Here is a 24,758-nt window from a genome sequence, read left to right on the forward strand (position 1 = left end):
TACTATGATTTTTAATAAAGATACAGCCGAAAAAACAGCCGAATTGCTTTTACAAATAAATGCAATTAAATTGAATCCAGGAAATCCTTTTACATGGGCTTCGGGATGGAAATCGCCAATTTATTGCGATAATAGATTAATTCTATCTTTTCCAGCCATTCGAAATTATGTAAGAGATGAATTTTCTAAGAACATAGAAAAACAATTTGGAAAACCTGATGTTATTGCAGGAGTAGCTACTGGTGCCATCGGGATCGGAATACTTGTTGCTGAAAGCATGGGCCTACCGTTTGTATACGTTCGCCCAGAACCAAAAAAGCATGGTCGCCAAAACCAAGTGGAAGGATTTTTGCAAAAAGGTCAAAATGTTGTGGTTGTAGAGGATCTTATCAGTACAGGTAACAGCAGTTTAATGGCTGTTGAAGCACTGAGAGCTGCCGGAGCAAACATTAAAGGTATGGCAGCAATTTTCACCTATGGGTTTGAAGTAGCTGACAACAATTTCAAAGCCGCTAATATCGATTTGTACACCTTGAGTAACTACCAAAACTTATTGAACCTAGCGGTAGCCAAAAAATACGTAACTGAAAAAGAAGAACAAACATTGAGAGAATGGAGCGTAACACCTTCAACTTGGAATGTTGGAAATGATAAATAACCACGAATGAATTTAGAAAGCCCAAAAACAACCGTTGCTAAATCAGCTCAAGAATTATTCAATTCTTTATCTGATGTAAAGAACTTTGAACAATTAATGCCAGATAATATTGCTAAATTCGAAGTGACAGGAGAAGACTCTTTTATCTTTGGACTAAAAGGGATGCCAGAAATTAAATTGAAGGTGAAAGAAAAAATTGCACCTAGCAAAATAATTTTAGGAGCTGCTAGCGATAAATTACCTTTTACCCTGGTAGCCAATATCGAAAGTATATCTGAAAATTCAAGTGAAATCCAATTTAACTTTGATGGTGAATTTAATGCCATGATGGCAATGATGGTAAAAGGACCCATCAGTAAATTAATTGAAACGTTATCAGCTAACGCTGCAAAATTATAAAAACTCTTACTGAATATATAAACATCCCTTTTGGTTTCTAACTAAAAGGGATGTTTTTTTTTTATTAACTAATACAACATCTGAACTTCTTTAACTCTATACTTTTCGATAGTATCATCTTCCAATAGTACTTCAAGTTCACCTTCCTTATTTACACTTTGAATAATTCCCATAAAATCATGTCCAGTGATTTCTTTTCGAAAAGCCATTGGAATACCCTTTTTAAACAAAAGACTTAAATAACTATCCCACAATAGTTGTGGGTTATTTTTCGAAAGAGCACAATTCTTCTGCATTTCGAATAAAATACTATTTAAAATAGCATCACGATCATATAGTTTTTTGGTAATTACTTGCAATGAAGAGGCTTTGGGTAACGGTCCAAAATCAAGTTGATTTACATTTAGACCCAAACCAATGACGGAATTTATACTGCCATCAGCTTTTATATTATTTTCGATTAAAATGCCACCAACCTTAAAATTGTATGACATAATGTCGTTTGGCCACTTTATGCGCAACCCTGGTATTTCGAACTGCTGTAATGCCTCTATAATTGACACCGCTACAGCTATATTTAAATCAAAAACCGCAGTAATATCCTTAACAGAATTTTTAATAAAAACACTCATTATAAGGTTCTTACCCTCTTCCGTAACCCAAACAGCACCCATTTGACCTCTACCTTTAGTTTGTGATTCAGCAGTTACCACAGTAAAACTCTGCAAATCCTCTTTTACAGCTAATTGTTTTAAATAGTCATTAGTTGAATCTATGGCATTGAGTTTGATTAGTTTCATTCAGTTATTTTTTAGAAAATGCGAACTTAATATTATGTTAAGGTTCAAAAATAATGACAAAAAATGATAACTTTACAAACTTATACATACAAAATAGTTCATGGCGAAAAAAACAGTAAATAATGATGACCTTTTAGCAAACATCATTAAAGGAATAGAAGAAGTAAAAGGAAACGATATTGACATTCTAGATTTAAGAGACATAGATACATCAGTTTGTGATTATTTCGTTATCTGTAACGGTAATTCAAATACGCAGGTTAACGCCATTGTAAACTCCATCCAAAAAACAGTTTCAAAAGAATTAAAAGATAAGCCTTGGCATATTGAAGGGACTGACAATGCCGAATGGGTACTTATGGATTATGTTAACATCGTAGTACATGTTTTCCAAAAACACATTAGAGAATATTATAACATTGAAAGCCTTTGGGGTGATGCAAAAATCACTACAATCGAAAACAAATACTAAAAAGACTATACAAACAGAATGGCAAAAAGTAATAATCCCAACCCTAATAAATTTAAAATCAGTTCATGGTTAGTTTATCCTGCCATTTTGATTATATTTCTATTAATTAGTGTCGCAACAGGAGGTTCCAACATGCAGGAACCCGCTCAACTTACCTCCTCTAAATTCAACGTTTTTTTAGAAAAAGGGCAAATTGAAAAAGTAATTGTTTACAATAAGACAGAAGCAGAAGTATTTCTTAAACCAGATGCTTTAAAACTTCCTGAGCATAAAAAAGTTTCAAAAGATATTTTTGACAGACCAAATACAAAAGGACCACAGTATACTTTTGAAATTGGTAACGATCAAATATTTCAAACAAAACTAGAAGCAGCAGTTGCTGAAGGAAAATTGAAAGATTTCAATTTCCTTGCAAAAAGCAATTGGTCTGATATCTTGATTAGTTTATTACCTATCATTATTTTGATCGGTGTTTGGTTGTTCATCATGAGAAAAATGTCAGGCGGCGGCGGTGGCGGCGGCGGACAAATTTTTAACATCGGAAAATCAAAAGCGAAACTTTTTGACGAAAAGACAGATGTTAAAACAACATTTAAAGATGTAGCTGGACTAGAAGGTGCAAAAGAAGAAATACAAGAAATTGTAGAATTCTTGAAAAACCCTGAAAAATACACCAACTTAGGAGGTAAAATACCAAAAGGAGCACTACTTGTAGGACCTCCTGGAACAGGTAAAACATTACTTGCAAAAGCAGTAGCAGGTGAAGCTCAGGTTCCATTTTTCTCTCTGTCAGGTTCTGACTTTGTTGAAATGTTTGTAGGTGTAGGTGCTTCAAGAGTACGTGACCTTTTTAAACAAGCAAAAGAAAAATCTCCTGCCATCATTTTTATTGACGAAATTGATGCTGTGGGTAGAGCAAGAGGAAAAAACAATATGTCAGGTGGTAATGACGAACGTGAAAACACACTAAATCAATTACTGACAGAGATGGACGGTTTTGGAAGCGACTCAAACGTAATTGTTTTGGCAGCAACCAATAGAGCTGATGTTTTAGACAAAGCATTAATGCGTGCCGGACGTTTTGACAGACAAATATTTGTAGACTTACCAGACATTCGTGAGCGTGCAGAAATTTTCAAAGTACACTTAGCACCCTTGAAAAAAGTAGAAGGATTGGATTTGGACTTCTTGGCCAAACAAACTCCTGGTTTCTCTGGAGCAGATATTGCTAACGTGTGTAATGAAGCGGCATTGATTGCAGCTCGTTACAACAAAACAGCCGTAGACAAACAAGATTTCCTTGATGCCGTTGACAGAATAGTTGGTGGACTAGAAAAGAAAAATAAAATTGTAACACCAGAAGAAAAAAGAGCTATTGCTATTCACGAAGCTGGTCACGCAACAGTAAGCTGGATGCTTGAGCATGCAGCGCCGCTTATCAAAGTAACAATTGTACCTAGAGGTCAAAGTTTAGGAGCAGCATGGTATTTGCCAGAAGAACGTCAGATTGTGCGTCCTGATCAAATGCTTGATGAAATGTGTGCCACTATGGGAGGAAGAGCTGCTGAAAAAGTAACCTTCAACCGTATTTCGACTGGAGCTTTGAGCGATTTAGAAAAAGTAACCAAACAAGCACGTGCTATGGTTACAATCTATGGTTTGAATGATAAGATTGGAAACGTAACCTATTATGATTCTACAGGACAAAGTGAGTACAGTTTTTCAAAACCGTATTCTGAGGAAACTGCAAAGGTGATCGATAGCGAAATTTCATTATTAATCGAAGGTCAATACCAAAGAGCGATAACAATTCTAGAGGAAAACAAAGACAAATTAAACGAATTAGCTAACATTTTGATCGAAAAAGAGGTAATCTTTAAAGATGATTTGGAAACTATTTTCGGAAAAAGAACCTTTGACAAAAATTTAGGAGAAGTAGTTTCTTAAGAAAAACAACATGGCATTTGACCTTATTGTCTTTTGAATCTTCGACACTTGGTATTTCAATATCCTAGATAGTCGCAAAAAAAGGGATTATAAGGTCTCAGCACCAAACAATATATTATTCCGGCAATTTTAGCCCTATTTATGTTGGACTTTATAGTACACTTTTACAAGGATATTATACAAATCTTGTAAAAGTTACTAACATATTTATTTTAAAATCTTAATTCAAAAAAACACTTTTGAATTAAGATTTTTTTATCTTTGAACGTTTTTCAGATAATAAATAAAGCACCTTTTCAACATATGAATATTTTCAGTAAACTTTTTGGCTCTAGTAATGCAACTTCCAAAGAAGAAAATAATAAAGAAAATAAAGCTTCTTTACCTGAAAACAATCTGTCTATAGACGAACAGTTTATTTTTAACTTCAAGAAAAATGGCGGTAAATTTTTATATTGCGAAAATAGTGAAGAAGTAAAAGAGCAGTTCGAAAATATACTTCAAGAAAACGATTGGTACGAAAGTCAAGTTTTGTGCTACGAACCAACTCTTTTCACGCTTTTGGACGAAAACAAATTGGTGTACAATAAAGTAACCAACCCAAAATTTCTTTTCTCTACATGTGAAAATTTAATTGCAGAGGAAGGTTCAATTTTGTTCTCTTCAAAGCAAATCAAACAACACAAACCATACGAGTTACCAACAAACATCATTATCATGGCTAAGACTAGTCAGATTTTGGGTTTCAAAACTGATGGCCTAAGTGCTATCAAAAGAAAATACGAAGGAGACTATCCTACGAACATTACAGCCATTAAGTATTTCGAAAAGGCAAAGGAAGAAGATTTTACTCAATACGGAAGTTCTGCAAAGAACCTATATTTACTGCTTTTAGAAGATCTTTAAGATGAATGAGACCCTCAAGAGATCCATATCTGGCGCTGTTTATATTATTTTACTAATATCCTGCCTCTTATATTCCACCGAAAGCTTTTTTATCCTATTTGGTGCTTTTTTACTTATTGCTACTTACGAGTTTTGCGCTCTAGTACACATAAACAAAATCATTCCTATTATATTAGCATCAGTAACGTACGGTATATTTTGTGCGATTACATTTGCAGTTGACGGACCTTTATTTCTATTAAAATTCAATAGAACATTCGATCTTTCTATTTTATTCTCTACCCTATTTGTATCTGCTAAGTGCATCCATTTGCTGTTTGATACAAAGACAGGTAAAATAGATGCTTTCTCAAAATATGTGTATCTTATAGGATATGTAATTCTACCCTTCATTATCCTAACAAAAATACCTTTTGGAATCGCTGGGTATAATCCAAAGATTCTAATAAGTATCTTTATTTTGATTTGGACCAACGACTCCTTTGCTTATATTGTGGGGAAATCAATAGGGAAGACAAAATTATTTGAACGTATTTCTCCAAAAAAGACTATCGAAGGATTTTTGGGCGGTGTATTTTTTGCCGTTATTGCTAGTTACATTATAGCAGTTTACTACATTCAAATTGCTGAAGCTAAAATTTTCATTTGGATCATAATTGCCCTTATTGTTGGTTTTTTTGGAACCATAGGCGATTTAATAGAGTCCAAATTCAAACGAATTGCTGAAGTAAAAGACAGCGGAAAAATAATGCCTGGCCACGGAGGCGTACTAGATCGACTAGATAGTGTTATATTTGTAGCACCAATTGTATTTTTATTTTATCAAATTTTAAATTATGTTTCATAAAGAAGGAACCAAGACCATTTTATTAGGACTTATTTTTACCGTTGCAGCTTTATTGCTGTCAGATCGTTTTGTAGAAATATTTTGGGTACAAAAACTAATTCAAATCAGTGCATTCTTGATTTTGATCATCATTTTACAATTCTTTAGAAACCCTAAAAGAAATGCAATTCAGAATGAGAATCATGTGCTTGCACCAGTTGATGGTAAAGTAGTGGTAATTGAAGAAGTGTACGAAGGAGAATACTTTAAAGAAAAAAGACTTCAAGTTTCGATTTTCATGTCGCCTATTAATGTACACGTAACGCGCTACGCCATTAGTGGTTTGGTAAAATTCAGTAAATACCATCCAGGTAAATTTTTGGTTGCATGGCACCCAAAAGCAAGTGAAGAAAACGAAAGAACAACCATTGTAGTAGAGAATCAAACCTTTGGAGCTATTTTGTACAGACAGATTGCTGGAGCATTGGCTCGTCGAATTGTAAATTACGCAGTCGAAGGGACACAAGTAGTACAAGGTACAGATGCTGGATTTATTAAATTTGGATCAAGAGTTGATATCTTCTTGCCCATTGGAACACCTATCAATGTAGTTCTTAATCAAAAAGCTATTGGAGGAACGACCATTATTGCTTCTAAATAATAATGAGCACTAAAGATTTAGAAACTCAATTTCAAGAAGCCTTAGAAATTGCCTCAGCTATGACACAAGCCTCATTGCCGCAGGATGTTCAATTACGATTATATGCTTATTACAAACAAGCGACCAAAGGATCATTAAATCCTATGCAATTGAACACAAATAGTTTTCACCTTCGTGATGCTTTCAAAACAAATGCTTGGATGCAAATTAGACATATAAGTGCAGATGAGGCTAAAATATGTTATGTAGAAATTATAAACGCACTTTTAGAAAATCCCAATTCATATGAAAACGAATAAATTTTTTATAGTTAGTACCGCTTTTATACTTGTTTTACTTTCTTGCAACAAAAAAAAATATACAGAAGTAGTTGAAGTACCACTCCCTACTGCTCAAGAAAAAATTACAATCGGAATGCCTGAGGATGTTTCTGCAGCGGAAGGATCATTTTTAATGGACAAATTGCCTTATCCTTATGATGCTTTAGCTCCAACTGTTTCACCTCTTACATTAGAAACACATTATTCCAAACATTATTTAACCTATACAAACAACTTCAATAAAGCAGTTGCAGGTACAGGCTTAGAAAATTTATCGATTGAAGAAGTTCTTGCACAATTGGACTTAAACAATGCCGAATTAAGACAAAACGCTGGCGGATACTACAACCACGGACTGTACTGGAAATCTATGGCACCCAACGCCGGAGGATCACCAACAGATACCATTGCATCGGTGATTAATAGGGACTTCGGATCTTACAATGACTTTAAAACGGCTTTTAAAACGGAAGCTTCTAAACAATTTGGATCTGCTTGGGTATGGTTAGTAGTAGACAAAGCTGGTAAATTACATATAACTAGTACACAAAACCAAGACAACCCATTGATGCGTAATGCAGTGATCAAAGGAACACCACTTATTGCTCTTGATCTTTGGGAACATGCTTATTACTTGGGATACCAATACCGACGAAGAAGTTATATCGATTCCTTTTTTAATGTCTTGAATTGGAAAAAAATAAACGAAATGTACGAGAGTGCTACTCGAAAAAAATATTATTAAAGTATAAAAAAACGGATAGCAATCGCTATCCGTTTTTTTGTACTTTTATTTCAACTCCAGAATTACAGATTCCAAAGGCGACAGTTGCATCGCAATAGCTCCTTCTCCATTGCTGACTTGGAGACTCCATTTTATCTTTTTGTACAGCTGATCAACCACCTTATAAGTACCATCGGCTAAATTCCATTTCTCAATGACGAGTTTTGGTACTTTCAGGTTAAAAGTACTTGTCTGCTCTGCAGAGAAATTAGTAACAACTATTAGCTTTTGATTCTCAGACCAACGCGTGAAACTATAAATTGCTGTATCATATCCTTCTGTATGATATCGATTGGCAAACTGAATTTCTTGAAATTCGCCCATTAAGGCTGTACTTTCTAAGGTGAAATTCAGTAGCCTTTTATAGAAATCTCTTAGTGAGGCTTCCGCCGCTGTCAATTGTCCTCCATCAAACTTACCTTCGTTAATCCAACGTTGGTGCGAAGGAACACCAATATAGTCAAAAATTGAAGTGCGAGAATGCGTACCGAAACCTGCATTTTCGTTGGCTGGCTCGCCTACTTCTTGACCAAAATAAATCATGACAGGTGCACTGCTTATCGTTGCTGACACCACCATCATAGGTTTCCCTTTGTCAGCATCACCGGCAAATTCTGGACTTGCTATACGTTGCTCATCATGATTATCCAAAAATTTCAACATATGATGACTGATATCCCACATGTCATATTGTATCTGTGTCAGTTCATCAGGCCACGAACGTCCTTGTATGACATCTTTCAATTTATCATAGGTACCCACTTTGTCATACAAATAATCCATTTTTCCCATTTTGATATAATTGTAATACAAATCAGGATTATAAACTTCTGCCAATAAAAACGCGTCTGGCCTCTTCATTTTGATTGCTGAATTCATAAAACTCCAAAATTCAAACGGAACAAGCTCAGCCATGTCATATCGAAAACCGTCCACCCCTTTATCAATCCAATACAATGCGATATCTCTAAATTTGTACCAGGAGTCGGGCACGGTTTTGTCTTGCCAAAATTCAAAATGCTTTTCAAAAGATTCCGTATCGTATCCCCATGGCAAATACGGAAAATCAACCTGCCCGTCTGGACGTACACCATAATTTATTTTGGCAGTTTCATACCAATCATTCTTATCTGGACGTGCTTTTCTAGAACCGTTACCTGTCCATTTAGCAGGCATTTCGACAAAAGGGTGATCTAATAAAGGATTGGCTTCACCACCCAGTGGAGGCTCGATATCTGGCAACTCAAAAGCAGTATTAGGAATATAGTAAAAATTATTATTGGCATCATATTCTACTGATGTGTTATCATTCGAACCAAAATCAGTCACTCCTTCTGGATTGGTTTTACCTTCGTACTTGCGTGCTACGTGATTGGGAACAATATCAATAATCACCTTCATACCCGCCTTGTGTGTACGCGCTATCAAAGCTTCAAATTCTTGCAAACGATTGGCAGGGTCAACTGCAAGATCAGGGTTAACGTTGTAATAATCCTTGACTGCATAAGGAGAACCCGCTCTCCCCTTCACCACCGATGGATGGTCATTTGAGATTCCGATATCCGTATAATCATTAATCAAAGCATGATGTGGCACTCCGGTATACCAAATATGGGTAACGCCAAGTTTTTTAATTTCTCGTAGGGCTTTGGGTGTAAAATCATTAAATTTTCCTACGCCATTCTCTTCAATTGTTCCCCAAGGCTTGTTGGTTGTATTTGTGTTTCCAAAAAGTCGTGTAAAAACATGATAAACAACTTTTTTCCCTTCAGTACCCAGTTTTGTATCTTTCTCCATAACTCCTTTGTTTTTGTTTTCGAAAAATTACTATTCAAAAAACATCGCGTGTCTATTTTCAATTGTCTAAATATACAGTTTTCTAAAAAATATTCATTTGTAACAGGATCATTATTTTCAACTTGGCTACCTTTCGATCTAAAACATTTTCATTTTCGAAAAATAAAAAAAGAATCACTACTTAAAAATAGCAATATCCTTTTATTACTCCTTTTCTTGTACTAAATTTGAAACAATTTGATTTTCAAAATTCAAATTATCAGATTAACAATACACGTAAAAAAAACTATATGGCATCGGGATTATTTTTATTATTAGATGATATTGCAGCATTGATGGATGATGTGGTAGTGATGAGCAAAATTGCAACCAAGAAAACTGCTGGAATCTTAGGTGATGATTTGGCTGTAAACGCCGAAAAAGCTTCAGGATTTGTGTCTTCCAGAGAAATTCCGGTATTGTGGGCTATTACCAAAGGTTCGTTACTAAACAAATTAATTATTCTGCCATTTGCATTTATATTGAGTTACTTTCTACCTGACTCGATTACCATCATCCTATCACTTGGAGCGGTATATTTGGCATACGAAGGGGTTGAAAAAATCTACGAATACATTGTCCCTCATCATCATGCTGAAACAAGTACGACAACTATAGCGTTATCTGAAACTGAAATTTTGGCTCTTGAGAAAGACAAAATCAAGTCGGCTATTATTACTGATTTTATTCTATCTATCGAAATTGTAATCATTGCATTAGGTACTGTACTAGAGAAAGACATTGCTACTCAAATCATGGTAGTTTCATTTATCGCTGTACTTGCTACCGTAGGTGTGTACGGAATCGTTGCCATGATTGTAAGAATGGACGATTTTGGTATGTTTTTATCGAAAAAATCGAGTGGTGCTTTGAAGTTTATAGGAACTATTTTAATCAAGGCATTACCATTGGTCATAAAATCGTCGGCTATCATAGGAACAATTGCCTTACTACTTGTTTCTGGTGGAATCTTTAAACACAATATTGCTTACTTTCATCATTTCCTAGAAACTCTTCCGGCAATGGCTAGTGAATTTTTCCTTGGGCTAGCTGTTGGTATCGTTGCATTAATCGTAATTAGTGCTGTTCAATGGGCTTGGAAAAAAGTAAAGTCATAAAAAACAAAATCAGGTCTTGATCTGACTTTCACATACAAAAAAACCATTACAACTAGAAGCATTAATAAATGCTGCGTTGTAATGGTTTTTATTTTTATAAAGAAAAAGCGAATAAATTATTTCTTCTTTTTCTTAGCGGCTCTTGTTTTAAGCATATTTCTATTCACAGAACCATGTGTTTTCTTTTTCGTTTTTGATGGACCACCTAAATTAACTTTGGTGTTCTTCTTGGCCTTATCATGAAAAGCACCATCTCCGTCTGGCTTTTTCTTTTTGGCATATTTAATTACTTGACGGTCTTTTTCTGGTTCGATTAGTTTCAAAGAAATCTCTACTTCTTCAGGGAAATCTTCGATGTCTAACTCCATATTCATCAACACCTCTACCTCAACTTTGGATTCTTCTTCTCTAGGCGTTACAAAACTTACCGCTGTACCCGTAGCATCAGCACGACCTGTACGCCCAATACGGTGCATGTACAACTCACCTGCTTCTGGCATTTCGAAGTTAATTACGTGTGTAATATTCGATATATCAAGACCTCTGGCCATAATGTCGGTCGTTATTAATCCACGTAGATTACCAGCCTGAAACTCAGCCATGGTTGTCAAACGGTAATTTTGCGACTTATTGGAGTGAATCACACCAAACTGCCCTTCAAAATCTTCTTCCATTCTTTCGAAAACCATATCAGAGATTTTCTTATTGTTTACGAACACCAAAATTCTACTCATGTCTTCATTGGTAGCCAACAAATGCTTTAGTAAATTAATTTTGGTATTAAAGTTAGGTACATTATAGGTGATTTGCGTGATATTCTCCAAGGGTGTACCTGAAGCTGAAAGAGTAACCTCTTCTGGATAATCAAAGTAATCGTTCAAAATAGCATCTACCTCTTCTGTCATGGTGGCAGAAAACAATATGTTTTGACGTTTTTTTGGCATCATAGCCAAGATTGATGTAAGTTGAAGTCTAAATCCTAAATTAAGCATTTCGTCAAACTCATCAATAACCAATTTTTGCATCTCTTCAAATCGGATCACATTATCCAATGTTAAATCCATGATTCGTCCTGGCGTACCCACCAAGATATCGCAACCGGTATACACTGTTGTTTTTTGAGTATTGATATTCACACCTCCAAAAATACCAACAGTTCTAACCGACATATATTGGGTTAGTTTCTCTACTTCTTCCACCACTTGAACTACAAGTTCGCGCGTTGGTACTAGAATAACAATTTTGGGTGTATGACCTGGAGTAAATTTATACAATTTTAATAATGGCAACAGGTAGGCAAAAGTTTTACCTGTACCTGTTTGTGCAATCCCCATCATATCGCGACCGGACATGATTACTGAAAAAGATTTTTCCTGAATTGGAGTTGGTGTTACAAATCCCAAGTCATCAATTGCTTTTTGTACTGATTTTGGAAGATTAAATTGCTCAAAAGTGCTCATAAAACGTATATTTTGTGCAAAGATACACTAAAATAACTAGTATGCCCATGCCGTGGTGATTCTAAACCATCAAATTAGAAAGAGGTCATTACAACTTTCTCTTTCGAAAAAAAGAAATGAGGTTTATCTTTAATCAAAAAATGAAGGATCGAAAATAATTAAACAAAAAAAAACTAAATAAATCTCGAAAGATTTATCTAGTTTTTCTAAAACTAAGAACAAAAAACTAATCAAATTTATTTTTTACCAACTGCAATTTTAGACAAATAATCTTCGACTGATGTATAAAATATAGGTAGGAATGCAAATGGAATTAAATAGAAAACTGAGATATTATCGGATGCACCTGCAAATAAATTCTTTGGAGGGAAACCAATTAAATCAGCACCAAAATTTACTACGGATGTAAAATGGTATTTGGCCAAGGTAAATTGCAAGATTACAAGTACTGCAAATACGATGTTGATCATCATTTGAACCAAAGGCATTTTTAAGTAACTAGTTAAGTAGTGAAATGGAAAGATAATAAGTGAAACGATCACTACCGATTCAAAATCTGCTAAAATCTTATAACCAAATTTAAAAACTGAGGTGGAAAAAGAAGCATCGGAAAACAATCCGACTACCGATTCAAAAAAACTAATGAACCACAAGATCATTAATAATGAGGTTACTAAGGTGATGAAACTTGAATTACTGTTATTCTGTAATATTTTTTTCATGATGTTGACTTTTTAATTAATTTTTCGGGGCTTTCTTATAATTATACTTCAAAAGTAAAAAGAAAAACTTTTTAAACTCGTTAAAAAACACAAATAATCGACTAAATACATGTATTAGGTTTTAAAAATAGATTTATCTTACAATAAGAAATCTATCAATTAAGCTAACACAACTTTTTTGGATAATAATAAGGTTGTTAATTCCAAAACTTCAGCTGAGATATACGTAACCAACATCAAAAGCCTTCAAAAACTCCCAAGCCAAACAAAGCAAAATCATATTTTGAAGGATCGTTTGGATCAAGTTCTCTTAATGCTGCATCAAGTTCAGCAAGCGCTTTGGCATCATTTTGCTTGCGTGTAAGGAGTCCGAGCTTACGGGCTACGTTACCCGAATGCACATCAAGCGGACAGGAAAGTGCACGCATCGAAACGGTTTTCCAAATTCCAAGATCAACGCCTTTGGTGTCTTGACGGCACATCCATCTCAGATACATGTGCAACCTCTTGGCCGCAGAACCTTTGAGCGGATCCGAAACATGTTTCTCTGTTCGTACCAAATGCGGAATTTCAAAAAAGGTTCGCTTAAACTCTGATATACTTTTTTGCATCGAATGTGGCTCTTGATGCTTTGCAAAAACGGCTTCCAAACCTTGATGATTTTCGTAAATATTGCGGAGACTTTGGACAAAAAAGGTAAAATCTTGCGCATTAAAGGTACGATGCACAAAACGTTCTAATCGCTCAAGGTCATGATCGGTATGCGTCATCACAAAATCATAAGGCGTACTGCCCATCATCTCCATCATGCGATGACTATTTTTGATAATCATCGTTCGGTTTCCCCACGCAATAGTAGCACTCAAAAAACCTGCAATTTCTACATCTTCCTTTTGGGTAAAAAGATGCGGAATTTGAACGGGATCACTGTCTATGAAATCACGAGTATTGTACTGAATTACTTTTTGGTCTAGAAAATCTTTTAGTTCGTCTTTGTTCATTTTATTTTTTTTGCATAAAATCCGTCAGCTAGGTCTTGGGTGCGCATTTGCGGGACATAACCAAAATACTGTTCAAAATAAGCCAGTTCATATTTATTTGTAGCTGGCAAGGATGCGTTACCAATTTCCCAAAATAGAGAATTCGCATGGGGAGAAAAGTATAATAAATTTCCCTTTTGAATCCTTTCGAAAGAAAGTCCTAAACTACTATTGCTATGTGGATAAATAAGATTCTCGATCGAAAAAACGCGGTTGGTTTGAAAATTTGGATTTGCAGATAAGGATTGTAACGGTATTTTATTACTCAGCATTATAAGTACCAAAAATAGAGAACAAAACTGCAAAGCCATCAATATCCTTTTATTTTTCAGATAATAAACCACAAACAACAAAATAAATACTAGTATAAAATTGATGAAAAATCGGTATTGAGGAGACGTGAAAAACAACAATACTAGTTGGACTGTCATAATGCAATACACCACTCCTATTGCTTTTCTTTTTCGAAAAAAACCAAAAATAACTGGTACGATGAAAAGTAAAAGTACTGCCAAAGCATTAAAAAAACCATGCAAACCCGACAAAGTAATCCAACGATAGAAACGATCTACTGGACTAAAACTAGCAAATTGATCGGAGGTACAATTAAAGGCAACCAATTTTGTTTGTTCAAAATAAAATTGAGCAATGGGGATTGGCATAGCATAATCGACAGACATAAACTGAAATCCAACCACAGGAAAAAAAGGATAACCCGAGACAATGGTATTTTTACTTATAAACAGAAGTAACACCAAACCTCCCAGCACAGTCATCCGTAAAAGCACCGATTTTACTGTTTTAAATTGAGTACAGAGAATGTAAAAAGGGAACAATACCAGTGCAACTGCCGTCGGCTTCAAATAACATGCGAAAACCGCCAGTACAAAAGTTATAATAAAAACTTGTGGATAGCCATAGTTCTCTTTTTCGAAAAAAATATAAACAATTAAAAACGTACAACAATATATAGGTAAATCTGGTGAAGGAGCGCTCACAAACTGAAATAGGAAAAGCGCTAGAAGAGGCAATATTCCTATGAAGTTTAAAACTTTAGTTTCCTTGTTTAGATCTACATTGTATTTATCGAAAGCAAAACCCAAAAGAAGCCACAAACACAGGCCATTCAAATCATTAAAACGATCGTACAAAAACGAAAAATTAAAAGCCGCCTGTGTTACATGCCACCCACTAGAAACCGCCAAAAAAGGATGCAAATTTGCAATGCCCTTGACCAAACCATATTCGTTAAGCCATTTTATGGTTTGTATGTAATAAGATTCATTGTCCACAATAAAAGGTGCCGTAGCTGATTGTGCCAGTAATACAATAGAAAAACCGGCAAATAATACTTGTACAGGCCAATTCAAATTTTTTATTTGATGCAAAAAACGAGTATAAAGCTGTTTACAGTCTGACCATAGAAAATACAGCAGTAAGCCATTCAAAACCAATAAGAAAATATGGAATTCAATATTCAAACGACCAAATAATGACCACAAACTTGCTAAAACTGTTGCACCAAACAGCCCAAAAAAGGCGGTGAAGTAAAAATTGTCGATTTGGATTTTTAGCACTTTCAATGTTGCCATACCTATGTTTAGCAGGCTAAACAAAATGTAGCACCAACTAATCGCGATCAAAAGCATGACTAGCTAATGATTAATCCGTCGGACATGATTAATTTTCTATCTGCCATATTTGCCAGTTCTTCGTTGTGCGTTACAATGACAAAAGTTTGACCAAATTCATCACGTAGTTTAAAAAACAGCTGGTGCAAATTTTCGGCAGAGACTGTGTCTAGGTTCCCAGAAGGTTCATCGGCAAAAATCACAGCAGGTTTGTTAATCAAGGCTCTTGCAACGGCAACACGCTGTTGTTCTCCTCCCGAAAGTTCGTTTGGTTTGTGATTAATACGGTGTCCCAATCCTAAATATTCTAATAGGCGTTTGGCTTCGGCCTCTGTTTCTTTCACCGGTTTGTTGGCTATGAAAGCAGGAATACAGACATTTTCGAGAGCAGAAAATTCAGGAAGCAATTGGTGAAATTGAAAAATAAAGCCAAGATTTAGATTTCTAAATTTAGACAAAGCCTTATCGTTCATGTCCAAAATTGCTTGTCCATTGATGGTTAATGAGGCTTCTTTTTTTGCTGTAGGATGATCCAAGGTACCCAAAATTTGCAAAAGTGTCGTTTTACCAGCACCAGAAGCACCTACAATAGAAACGATTTCACCTTTTTGAATGTGTAAATCAACTCCTTTTAAAACTTGAAGTTGATCGTAGTATTTATGTAAATTTTTAGCATGAATCATAAGAAGCGGTTTCAAGCAAAGAAACAAAGATTTTATATATTTCGCACCTTTTTTGAAGGCTTAAAAGATAAATTTTAGTTAAAAACCCCGAATAAAAACCCCAAAATAGATTAATTTTGAATAAAATTAAAATCAATTACACAAACGTATTAAATACAACAAACAGCCATTGTTTGTAACACACTTACTATCATGAGCGAAAATATAAAAAATGAAGTTGCCATCTTTGGAGGCGGTTGTTTCTGGTGTACAGAAGCAATGTTTTTACAATTAAAAGGAGTACAGTCTGCTTTACCAGGATACATCAATGGTCATACCGTCAATCCTACATACAAGGAAGTATGTACCGGTGAAACAGGACATGCCGAAGCGGTAAAAATAAGTTATAATCCAGACGAAATAGGATACGATAAATTGTTGGAAATCTTTTTTGCAACACACAATCCAACCACTTTGAACCGTCAAGGAAACGATATTGGAACACAATACCGCAGTGAAGTTTTTTATGTCAATGAAGATCAGAAAAAAATAGCTGAAGCCTATATCGAATTTCTAACTGCCGAAAAAGTACATCCAGACCCTATTGTGACTGCAATCTCTGAAGCGGGGACTTTTTATGTTGCCGAAGATTACCACCACAATTATTACAACGGAAACAAAGAACAAGGATACTGCTCTATGGTAGTTACTCCAAAAGTGAATAAGTTCGAAAAATTGTATGCCGATTTATTGAAAAAATAATTCAAGTAATTTAAAACAAATAGCCAGCATTAGAATTTTTAATCAATTCTGATGCTGGCTATTTTATTTTATAAAATTACATTGGCCTGTTTTTTGCATTCGCAAAAGAGAAAAAGCCCCTTAAACTACCACACTCATGAAGACAACTGAAAAAGTAACCGTTCAAGCACCCAATAAAATCACCTATCTCCTTTTGAGTTTAGTTTTTGATGGAATTGGTATGCTGTCATTTAGTATTCCGTTTTTAGGGGAATTTTCAGATGTCATTTGGGCACCGATATCGGGCTTATTGATGGTTAAAATGTACAAAGGCAAGGTTGGAAAAATAGCCGGAATCTTTGGTACCCTCGAAGAATTGTTTCCATTCTCAGATGTGATTCCGACCTTTACATTAACTTGGTTTTATACTTTTTACATCCAGAAACGAAATAAAAATTAGATTTTGGTAAACACCAAACAAACCGGAGAACACAATTCCATTTTTTTGCCTGTAGGTGTTAATTTTCCTGTTTCTTTGTCTCTTTTGAAAATGATAACATTATTGGTATATTGGTGTCCTACCAACAAAAAATTACCTGATGGATCAATAGCAAAATTACGAGGACCATCGCCTAGAGTTGAAACGCGTTCTACAAACTCTAGTTTTCCGTTTTTTAGCATTTTGAAACAGCTTATGTCATTTGAGTCTCCTCTATTGGTTGCGTAGATAAATTTTTCATCTGGCGAAATATGAATATCGGCCGCAGTAAATTTACCTTTAAAACCATCTGCCAAAACAGTTTGCTCTTGGCACAATTTCATTTTTCCGTTTTTATATTTAAAGACTGAAAGGGTTCCATCTAACTCTTGCAACAAGTACATTTTTTTACCGTTTTTACTAAAGGTAAAATGTCTCGGGCCACTCCCCGCTTTGATGTCATTGGTCACTTTTAATTCTAATGGCTTTTCTGCATCAGCAGTCAACTTATAAGAATACACTTTGTCTGATCCTAAATCGGTACCCAACAAATACTTTTGATCTGGTGAAAACTGCACCATGTGCAAATGTGCTTTTTCTTGTCTTTTTTTGTTTGGTCCTTTGCCCTCATGTTGCTCCAATTGTTTCAACGGCGTTAGACTGCCGTCACTATTTTTCCCGAAAGCGCTGATGCTTCCACCTGTGTAATTGGCCGTAAACACGTTTTTGTCATTATTGGTGATATAGCATGGATTGTCGCTAGTTGTTTTTTGTTGGTTCAACAATTTCAATTTACCTGCTTTGGAATCGTATCCAAACGCTGAAACGGAACTGTTTGCACCATCAGAATTAACCGCGTACACAAACTTATTGTCTTTTGAAACCGATAAAAAACTAGGATTAGCTACGTTTTCAGATTCTGATCTAAATTTAAAATCACCGGTTTGGGTATCAAATTCATATACAAAAACACCTTTTTGTGTGCAATCTTGGTTGAATGTTCCTATAAGTAAGTTATAAGTTCCTGACTGTGCCTGCAAGAACATTGTAAATAGTAATAGTATGAGTACAGAAAATTTTGTTTTCATTGTTTTTAGTTTTTTAGAAAATCAAAATTACAGAAATTAAAAGTAAAGCGGACACGAATTTTACGAATTGTCACGAATTTACAAACTCAAAAAAAATTGCACGAATAACTGTTACAAATAATTCATTCGTGCTAATTCGTATAATTTGTGGCAAAAAAAACAGACGCTCTCTACTCAAAACTCTTTACAAATTTGTATTTTTGAACAATCAATACAATTTTCAAATCTATAATTGAAATACTAAATGCAGTTTAAACATCCCGAATTATTATACTTCTTGTTTTTATTGCTCGTACCTATTTTGGTGCATCTATTTCAATTGCGACGTTTTAAGAAAGAATATTTTACCAATGTTCGGTTTTTAAAAGCGCTAACGATTCAAACCCGCAAAAGTTCAACCATCAAAAAATGGTTACTTCTCGCCTGCCGAATGCTTCTCCTTACCTTTATAATCCTGGCCTTTGCACAACCTTTTTTCGAAGCCAAAGACAGTAAAAATAGTAGTAACGAACTGTATATTATTCTCGACAATTCCCTTAGCATGCAAGCCAAGGGGCAAAAAGGGGAATTATTAAAACGTGCTGTACAAGAATTATTGGAGAATATACCAGAGAATACTACCTTCTCTTTATTAACCAATTCTCAAACTTTTTGGAATACAACTAAGAAAGAAATTCAGTCGGACTTGCAAAAATTGCAATATAGTGGCATTCCGTTTCAAGCGGAAGCCTTACTCACACAGGTACAAGCGCACAAATCAGCTTATAAAAAAGACATCATTATTATCACTGATGCTGTAGGATTAGAAAAAAAACTACTACAAAGCATTCGAAAAGAAGATAACGCCTATTTTATAATTCCGAAAGCAGAACAAAAAAACAATGTTGCCATTGACAGCGTTTCGATCCAAGAAACCTTAGAAAATTTCTATGAATTAAATGTCGAATTATCTAGTCAAGGTGATAGCAATCAAAAAAGTTCTATTGCGATTTATAACGGAAACAACCTCATTGCCAAAACCATTGTCACTTTCGATAAAAATAAAAAAACAGTTCCTTTTACAATCCCGAAGCAAGAATTTCATGGTAAGGTTTCTATTGAAGACAACGGGCTCACTTTCGATAATGAATACTTTTTTAGCATTTTAAAACCTAAAAAAACAGCGGTTTTGAGTATTGGAGAAGCCGAAAAAAGCAACTTCTTAGGTAGAATTTATACTTCGGACGAATTTGATTTTATAAAAAGTCCGCTTCCGTCTTTGAACTACAATGCGATCGAAAAACAAAATGCTATTGTATTGAACGAGTTAGAGACGATTCCGACTGCCTTGCAAACGACCTTAAAATCATTTGTTCAAAAAGGTGGCAATCTCATAATCATTCCTGCCCCTACAGCCAATGTAACCAACCTGAACGATTTGCTGAATGCCGTTGGAAATATTCAAGTTAAACCGCTGGAAACTGTTGAAAAGCAAATTACCAAAATCAATTTTGCGCATCCTTTGCTTGCATCTGTTTTTGAGAGTAAGGTGAGTAATTTTCAGTATCCAAAAACGAAAAGTAATTTTGAGATTGTGGGGAATAATTCGGTTGCATTTTACTACCAAGACGGTAGTTCATTTTTGACATCGGTAGTCAATGCAACAAATTCTGTATCGGTATTTTCGTCACCGTTGAATACGACCAATAGCAATTTTCAGCAGTCACCGTTGATTGTGCCTACTTTTTATAACATGGCCACTTTGCACAGTAACAACGGCATTAATGCACGCACGATTGGCGATAGCAACCCGTATTTGGTGGCTACCAACTTATCCAAAGATGCTATTTTGAGTGTTAGAAATAAGGACGAAGAATTTATACCGATTCAGCAAGCTGTAAACGATAAAGTAAAACTGACCTTTAACGATTATCCAGCACAAGCAGGGAATTTCGAAATTTACAATCAAAAAATAGCTGTCGAAAATATCAGCTTCAACTATAACCGAATTGAAAGCCAGCAAAATACTCCCAACGAAGCGAGTTACTCTGACTATGAAACCATAGAATCCATAGCTGCCGTGATCAACCAATTACAAACCGACCGCACAGACAGTCAAATTTGGAAATGGTTTGTTATCTTTGCACTGCTTTTTCTATTGGCAGAGATGGCAATTATTCGATTTTTGAAATAAAAAAACAGCACTTACTTATGCAACTAATCATCCGAAACGCAAAAATTATCGACCCCGAAAGTAGTTTTAATACTCAAATTGTAGATATTTTAATTGAAGATGGCAGCATTTCGAAAATAGGAAATTCACTTTCGAACCCAAAAAATATTGAGGAGCTTAAACTTGACAACCTACACGTTTCTCAAGGTTGGTTTGACTCTAGCGTTTCGCTAGGCGAGCCTGGTTTTGAAGATCGCGAAACCATTGCAAACGGACTAAAAGTCGCTGCCAAAAGTGGTTTTACTGCTATCGCTTTGCAACCCAATTCCTTCCCTGTGATTGACAATCAATCACAAATTTTGTTTGTAAAAAACAAAGCTCTCGGGAACGCAACGCAATTGTACCCGATTGGCGCACTAACCAAAGGAAGCGAAGGAAAAGATATGGCCGAATTATTCGACATGAAAAACTCGGGAGCCATTGCTTTTGGGGATTATAAAAAAAGCCAAGACAATGCCAATTTGTTGAAAATCGCTTTGCAATACGTTCAAGATTTCGACGGACTTGTTATCGCTTTTCCGCAAGACGAAAAAATAAAAGGTAATGGTCTTGTAAACGAAGGAATCGTTTCGACCCGATTGGGATTGAAAGGAATTCCGAACCTAGCCGAAGAACTGCAAATTGCTCGCAACCTTTTCATACTTGAATATACCGAGGGAAAAATGCACATCCCGACCGTTTCAACCGCCAAATCGGTGCAATTGATTCGTGAAGCCAAAGCCAAAGGATTGCAGGTAACCGCAAGTGCAGCCGTGCACAACCTGGTTTTTACCGACGAAAAATTAGAAGAATTTGATAGCCGTTTCAAAGTCTCCCCACCGTTACGTACCGATATTGACCGCAAAGCATTGCTTGAAGGAGTACTTGACGGAACGATTGATATGATCACGACAGACCACAACCCTATCGATATCGAACATAAAAAAATGGAATTTGATGTAGCCAAAAATGGAACTATTGGTCTCGAAAGTGCTTTTGGTGCTTTGTTGACCATTTTACCGCTAGAGGTGGTTATCGAAAAACTAACTGCCGGAAAAGCAACTTTTTCTATTCCGTCACAACCCATTGCCGAAGGAGCAATTGCCAATCTAAGTCTGTTTAATCCCGAAGGAAAAAACACTTTTAGCACAGCAAACATCCTATCAAAATCAAAAAATTCTGCTTTCTTGGGTATGAAAACCAAAGGAAAAGCATACGGAATTTTCAATCAAGGACAATTAATAGTAGCCGAATAAATGGATTCATCAGTAGAAAAAGGCAAATCTGCCGCAATAACAAGTTACATCTTGGGGGTTGGCGTTTTTATCGCCATGTCTATGAATGCCGAAGACAAAAGTAGCTTCGCCTCTTTTCACATCCGTCAAGGACTCGGGCTTACCCTTACCTTCATCTCATTGGGATTAATCATCAGTAATTTTGACAATTTAATGATTTCGTCCTCCATGTGGGTATGCGTATTTGTCCTGTGGTCATACGGAATATTCACCGCCATCAAAGGCGAAACAAAACCAGTTCCATTAGTCGGAAACCTATATCAAAAATGGTTTGCCTCAATCTCATAACAACATGAATTTATCATTAGAATACCTCATCAGAGAACCAAAAACAATTCTGGACAAAAATCCTTTGATCCTATTATTGCACGGTTACGGCAGTAACGAAGCCGATTTATTTTCGTTCGCATCCGAGCTTCCAGATGAATATTACATCATCTCTGCCCGTGCACCTTATGATATGCAATACGGAAGCTATGCGTGGTACGCCATCAATTTTGACGCAGACGAAAACAAGTTTTCAGACTTAGATCAAGCCCGTGAATCCCGTGATTTGATTGCTAATTTTGTCGAAGAGTTGATTGCCAATTTCCCTATTGACAAAGACAATGTAACTTTATTAGGCTTTAGCCAAGGTGCCATTTTGAGCTACGCCATTGCCCTATCACATCCCGAAAAAATCAAAAACATCATCGCTTTGAGCGGTTATGCAAATGAAGATATCATGGAAACTAATTATGCTAAAAATGATTTTAGTAACCTACGCATCTTCCATTCCCACGGAACCGTAGATCAAGTAATTCCAATTGAATGGGCACGCAAAACAGGACCTTTTTTGAAGAATCTAAATATCAACGCTACCTACAAAGAATATCCAGTAGGACACGGAGTTGCGCCACAAAATTTTTACGATTTCAAAAATTGGTTGGTAGAAGGGAAATAATGCCGCTTCACTATGATATTAGTAGATTGTAATTGATATTTATTCAATAGGTAATCGGTATTATTTAAGATTTTTGATTAACGATTTTTGATTTCTGATGGGTTAGACCGATATAAATAAGTGGAATTAATTCTATCATCATTTACCAAAAAGAGTTTTACATTTCAATAAATGTAAAACTCTTTTTTTATACTAAAACATCTGGATTATAATAATCCGGCGTTGCAAACGCTACAATTATTGGATATAATTTAAGTAGCTACTCGACGCAGTCAAGCACCAACCAGGTTGAATGTAAGACTTTTTTTTAGTAAAATATTCCCGCTACATCTTTTCCGCTAGCGCGAGCGTCCCGCTCGTGCCCACAAACTAATTCATATCTATTTCTAAAGTTGTATGATCATTATTTCCATAATTTCTTGCACTGCTATATTTCCAATCTATAGGGTCCGTTACAAATCCAGCTTCAACCGGATTGTTATGTATATAATCTAATTTTTGTTCAAATACTTTCAATGACCAAATGGCAATTGGATTATTGTGCTGTTGCCAGAATTGTTTATTGGTAACATTACTATTCTTTTTGCCTGCTCTCTCAAACATCCAGAGCATCCATTCTTTCCTACTCTCTTGCGCGTTTTCTTCAATAATTTGCAACATTTTCTTTGACGTAAATCCTTTAAAATCTCGTATCAATCCTGAAGGGTCATTTAAAGCTGATCGAAAGATTAAATGAATATGACTCGGCATAATGCAATAACCGTAAATTTCCATTCCTTTGTTTTTTCTGCAAAATTCTAATGATTCTATTACAACCCAAAAATAAGCATCTGTAGTAAATACGTCGATCCAGTTCACAGTAGCAAAACTTATAAAATATGCCCCTGATTTTTCTGCAAATTTGTATTTTCTACTCATTGTGTTTGTGCTAAAAAGGATTTTATTTTGATGGCGGGTACGAGCGGGACGCTCGCACTAGCGAAGATAAACGACCGCTAGTGCCAGCAGGGAATTTTAGCTTTTAAATCAGAGGCTTTTATAATCCGCCCATTTTTAGAATCCTCCATCGCCTGATCAATTTCAACATCATATTGTTCCATTGTCATTGCTTTGAAGTTGTTTTCAGTCAATTCAGCTTTTCTTTTGCGCAATAACTTTTCTAGCCCACTAACGATTTCTTCGTTTTGCAGTCTTAAAAACTCTTGTACAAATGTTATCTTTCTTGCTTTTAAATCCACTGTAATTGATTTTTTTCAAATATACAAAATTAACGATTCAGTTATAAAATTTCATGAATTACCGAACATCATCTTCTTGTAGTCAATGTTTTGGGTATTTTATAAGGTGAGAAATTGAAGATTTAAAGTTGCTTTGATTATAATAATTGCTTTGATTACCAATACTTGTAATTCGCACATATCCATACTCCGCTAGCGCGAGCGTCTCGCTCGTGCCCACAAACTAACTCATATCAATTTCTAAAATTGTATGATCGTTATTCCCATAATTTCTTGCACTGCTATATTTCCAATCTATACTATCACTTACAAATCCGGATATTTCCATTCCTTTATTCTTTCTACAATATTCTAATGATTCTATTATAACCCAGAAATAGGCAACTCTAATAAATACCAGTCTGCTGACAAGCAGGTATCAATCCAGTTTACACTAGCAAAACTTATAAAATACGCCCCTTATTTTTCTACAAATTAGTATTTTCTACTTATTGTGTTTATAATAAAAAGGATCTTATTTTTATGGCGGGTACGAGCGGGAC

At 35.4% G+C, this 24,758-nt stretch carries 26 protein-coding genes; 16 read left to right on the forward strand and 10 right to left on the reverse strand.

Annotated elements, in window-relative coordinates; genetic code table 11:
• Nucleotides 1-4 precede the first annotated feature (4 nt).
• Nucleotides 5-658 carry an orotate phosphoribosyltransferase gene (gene pyrE / locus FFWV33_RS18375; RefSeq protein ID WP_108742248.1) on the forward strand — a complete coding sequence of 218 codons (654 nt, stop codon included), beginning with the start codon at nt 5-7 and terminating at the stop codon, nt 656-658.
• 6 nt (nt 659-664) lie between these two features.
• Nucleotides 665-1,057: an orotate phosphoribosyltransferase gene (locus FFWV33_RS18380; protein ID WP_108742249.1), complete on the forward strand. Its 393-nt coding sequence runs from the start codon at nt 665-667 to the stop codon at nt 1,055-1,057.
• Nucleotides 1,058-1,125: 68 nt separating this feature from the next.
• Here FFWV33_RS18380 and FFWV33_RS18385 read toward each other — a convergent pair whose 3' ends face one another.
• Complete coding sequence (locus FFWV33_RS18385; protein ID WP_108742250.1) at nt 1,126-1,857, reverse strand: biotin--[acetyl-CoA-carboxylase] ligase; 732 nt, start codon at nt 1,855-1,857, stop codon at nt 1,126-1,128.
• A gap of 100 nt (nt 1,858-1,957) precedes the next feature.
• Here FFWV33_RS18385 and rsfS point away from each other — a divergent pair, with 100 nt between their 5' ends.
• The 7 genes from rsfS (at nt 1,958) to FFWV33_RS18420 (ending at nt 7,734) form a co-directional block, all read left to right on the forward strand.
• Entirely contained in the window at nt 1,958-2,329 is a 372-nt protein-coding gene (gene rsfS, locus FFWV33_RS18390; protein ID WP_108742251.1) for a ribosome silencing factor, read from the forward strand.
• An 18-nt stretch (nt 2,330-2,347) separates the two neighbouring features.
• On the forward strand, nt 2,348-4,276 hold the full coding sequence (gene ftsH, locus FFWV33_RS18395; RefSeq protein ID WP_108742252.1) for an ATP-dependent zinc metalloprotease FtsH: 1,929 nt from the start codon (nt 2,348-2,350) through the stop codon (nt 4,274-4,276).
• 303 nt (nt 4,277-4,579) lie between these two features.
• Complete coding sequence (locus FFWV33_RS18400; protein ID WP_108742253.1) at nt 4,580-5,182, forward strand: lactate utilization protein B/C; 603 nt, start codon at nt 4,580-4,582, stop codon at nt 5,180-5,182.
• A 1-nt stretch (nt 5,183) separates the two neighbouring features.
• Nucleotides 5,184-6,029 carry a phosphatidate cytidylyltransferase gene (locus tag FFWV33_RS18405; RefSeq protein ID WP_108742254.1) on the forward strand — a complete coding sequence of 282 codons (846 nt, stop codon included), beginning with the start codon at nt 5,184-5,186 and terminating at the stop codon, nt 6,027-6,029.
• On the forward strand, nt 6,019-6,669 hold the full coding sequence (locus FFWV33_RS18410; protein ID WP_108742255.1) for a phosphatidylserine decarboxylase family protein: 651 nt from the start codon (nt 6,019-6,021) through the stop codon (nt 6,667-6,669). The genes FFWV33_RS18405 and FFWV33_RS18410 overlap by 11 nt, the downstream gene beginning before the upstream one ends.
• A gap of 2 nt (nt 6,670-6,671) precedes the next feature.
• A complete protein-coding gene (locus FFWV33_RS18415; protein WP_108742256.1) occupies nt 6,672-6,968 on the forward strand; it encodes an acyl-CoA-binding protein in 297 nt (98 codons plus the stop codon).
• Nucleotides 6,955-7,734 (forward strand): superoxide dismutase, encoded by a 780-nt coding sequence (locus FFWV33_RS18420; RefSeq protein WP_108742257.1) that lies wholly within the window; start codon nt 6,955-6,957, stop codon nt 7,732-7,734. Before FFWV33_RS18415 ends, FFWV33_RS18420 begins: the two co-directional genes overlap by 14 nt.
• A gap of 45 nt (nt 7,735-7,779) precedes the next feature.
• On the opposite strand, the gene FFWV33_RS18425 is transcribed toward FFWV33_RS18420, so the two are convergent.
• Nucleotides 7,780-9,570 carry an alpha-amylase family glycosyl hydrolase gene (locus FFWV33_RS18425; RefSeq protein WP_108742258.1) on the reverse strand — a complete coding sequence of 597 codons (1,791 nt, stop codon included), beginning with the start codon at nt 9,568-9,570 and terminating at the stop codon, nt 7,780-7,782.
• A gap of 290 nt (nt 9,571-9,860) precedes the next feature.
• Here FFWV33_RS18425 and FFWV33_RS18430 point away from each other — a divergent pair, with 290 nt between their 5' ends.
• Nucleotides 9,861-10,727: a DUF808 domain-containing protein gene (locus FFWV33_RS18430; protein ID WP_108742614.1), complete on the forward strand. Its 867-nt coding sequence runs from the start codon at nt 9,861-9,863 to the stop codon at nt 10,725-10,727.
• A 116-nt stretch (nt 10,728-10,843) separates the two neighbouring features.
• Here FFWV33_RS18430 and FFWV33_RS18435 read toward each other — a convergent pair whose 3' ends face one another.
• The 5 genes from FFWV33_RS18435 to FFWV33_RS18455 all read right to left on the reverse strand — a co-directional run bounded on the left by FFWV33_RS18435 (nt 10,844) and on the right by FFWV33_RS18455 (nt 16,263).
• Complete coding sequence (locus FFWV33_RS18435) at nt 10,844-12,187, reverse strand: DEAD/DEAH box helicase (RefSeq protein WP_108742259.1); 1,344 nt, start codon at nt 12,185-12,187, stop codon at nt 10,844-10,846.
• 236 nt (nt 12,188-12,423) lie between these two features.
• The gene (locus FFWV33_RS18440; protein WP_159086083.1) at nt 12,424-12,909 is read right to left on the reverse strand and encodes a hypothetical protein; all 486 of its coding nucleotides are present in this window, start codon (nt 12,907-12,909) and stop codon (nt 12,424-12,426) included.
• Nucleotides 12,910-13,145: 236 nt separating this feature from the next.
• Nucleotides 13,146-13,910 (reverse strand): TIGR02757 family protein, encoded by a 765-nt coding sequence (locus FFWV33_RS18445; protein WP_108742261.1) that lies wholly within the window; start codon nt 13,908-13,910, stop codon nt 13,146-13,148.
• Nucleotides 13,907-15,541 carry a DUF8201 family protein gene (locus FFWV33_RS18450; RefSeq protein WP_108742262.1) on the reverse strand — a complete coding sequence of 545 codons (1,635 nt, stop codon included), beginning with the start codon at nt 15,539-15,541 and terminating at the stop codon, nt 13,907-13,909. Before FFWV33_RS18450 ends, FFWV33_RS18445 begins: the two co-directional genes overlap by 4 nt.
• 59 nt (nt 15,542-15,600) lie before the next feature.
• Complete coding sequence (locus tag FFWV33_RS18455) at nt 15,601-16,263, reverse strand: ABC transporter ATP-binding protein (RefSeq protein WP_108742263.1); 663 nt, start codon at nt 16,261-16,263, stop codon at nt 15,601-15,603.
• Between the two features lie 192 nt (nt 16,264-16,455).
• On the opposite strand from FFWV33_RS18455, the gene msrA reads away from it, so the two are divergent.
• On the forward strand, nt 16,456-17,004 hold the full coding sequence (gene msrA / locus FFWV33_RS18460; protein ID WP_108742264.1) for a peptide-methionine (S)-S-oxide reductase MsrA: 549 nt from the start codon (nt 16,456-16,458) through the stop codon (nt 17,002-17,004).
• A gap of 136 nt (nt 17,005-17,140) precedes the next feature.
• On the forward strand, nt 17,141-17,443 hold the full coding sequence (locus FFWV33_RS18465; protein WP_108742265.1) for a hypothetical protein: 303 nt from the start codon (nt 17,141-17,143) through the stop codon (nt 17,441-17,443).
• On the opposite strand, the gene FFWV33_RS18470 is transcribed toward FFWV33_RS18465, so the two are convergent.
• On the reverse strand, nt 17,440-18,549 hold the full coding sequence (locus tag FFWV33_RS18470; protein WP_108742266.1) for a lactonase family protein: 1,110 nt from the start codon (nt 18,547-18,549) through the stop codon (nt 17,440-17,442). The two genes, FFWV33_RS18465 and FFWV33_RS18470, sit on opposite strands and share 4 nt — an antisense overlap.
• A 244-nt stretch (nt 18,550-18,793) precedes the next feature.
• Here FFWV33_RS18470 and FFWV33_RS18475 point away from each other — a divergent pair, with 244 nt between their 5' ends.
• From FFWV33_RS18475 to FFWV33_RS18490, 4 genes are read left to right on the forward strand one after another with little or no spacing between them, the layout of a single operon-like run.
• A complete protein-coding gene (locus FFWV33_RS18475) occupies nt 18,794-20,722 on the forward strand; it encodes a vWA domain-containing protein (protein WP_108742267.1) in 1,929 nt (642 codons plus the stop codon).
• 17 nt (nt 20,723-20,739) lie between these two features.
• The gene (locus FFWV33_RS18480; RefSeq protein WP_108742615.1) at nt 20,740-21,996 is read left to right on the forward strand and encodes a dihydroorotase; all 1,257 of its coding nucleotides are present in this window, start codon (nt 20,740-20,742) and stop codon (nt 21,994-21,996) included.
• Nucleotides 21,997-22,323 carry a hypothetical protein gene (locus FFWV33_RS18485; RefSeq protein WP_108742268.1) on the forward strand — a complete coding sequence of 109 codons (327 nt, stop codon included), beginning with the start codon at nt 21,997-21,999 and terminating at the stop codon, nt 22,321-22,323.
• A gap of 4 nt (nt 22,324-22,327) precedes the next feature.
• Nucleotides 22,328-22,978, forward strand: a complete 651-nt coding sequence (locus FFWV33_RS18490; protein ID WP_108742269.1) for an alpha/beta hydrolase — start codon at nt 22,328-22,330, stop codon at nt 22,976-22,978.
• A 369-nt stretch (nt 22,979-23,347) separates the two neighbouring features.
• Here FFWV33_RS18490 and FFWV33_RS18495 read toward each other — a convergent pair whose 3' ends face one another.
• Together FFWV33_RS18495 and FFWV33_RS18500 are read right to left on the reverse strand one after the other, a co-directional pair.
• On the reverse strand, nt 23,348-23,896 hold the full coding sequence (locus FFWV33_RS18495; RefSeq protein ID WP_108742270.1) for an REP-associated tyrosine transposase: 549 nt from the start codon (nt 23,894-23,896) through the stop codon (nt 23,348-23,350).
• 77 nt (nt 23,897-23,973) lie between these two features.
• Nucleotides 23,974-24,216: a hypothetical protein gene (locus FFWV33_RS18500; protein ID WP_108742271.1), complete on the reverse strand. Its 243-nt coding sequence runs from the start codon at nt 24,214-24,216 to the stop codon at nt 23,974-23,976.
• Nucleotides 24,217-24,758 lie beyond the last annotated feature (542 nt).

Source organism: Flavobacterium faecale, assembly GCF_003076455.1.
GTDB classification, from domain to species: domain Bacteria; phylum Bacteroidota; class Bacteroidia; order Flavobacteriales; family Flavobacteriaceae; genus Flavobacterium; species Flavobacterium faecale.